The organism is Salinicola sp. MH3R3-1 (assembly GCF_001937155.1).
Lineage (GTDB): Bacteria > Pseudomonadota > Gammaproteobacteria > Pseudomonadales > Halomonadaceae > Salinicola > Salinicola halophyticus.
Genome location: NZ_MSDP01000031.1, coordinates 1 through 355, shown reverse-complemented (window position 1 = coordinate 355; position 355 = coordinate 1). Strand labels below are relative to the sequence as shown.

Annotated in this window: 1 protein-coding gene; it reads left to right on the top strand. The window is 68.5% G+C overall.

What is annotated here, in order from left to right; all coding sequences use genetic code 11:
• Window positions 1–355: Ig-like domain-containing protein (locus BTW08_RS16400; RefSeq protein ID WP_139313697.1), on the top strand; the 355-nt coding region annotated here is incomplete at both ends.

The following is a 355-nucleotide window of genomic DNA, read 5'->3' as shown; positions in this document are numbered from 1 at the left end:
GTGAACCCGATCGGCGAGACGACCACCGACGACGACGGCAACTGGACGCTCACGCCCGATGAGCCGCTGCCCGACGGCACCGACATCGAAGTCGTCGCGCAGGACCCCGCCGGCAATACCAGCGAGCCGACCACAGGCACCATCGACGCCGTCGCACCGAATGCGCCCACGCTCGATCCCTCGAATGGCGAAACCGTCAGCGGTGAAGCCGAGCCCGGCAGCACGGTCATCATCACCGATGGTGACGGGAACCCGATCGGCGAGACGACCACCGACGACGACGGCAACTGGACGCTCACGCCCGATGAGCCGCTGCCCGACGGCACCGACATCGAAGTCGTCGCGCAGGACCCCG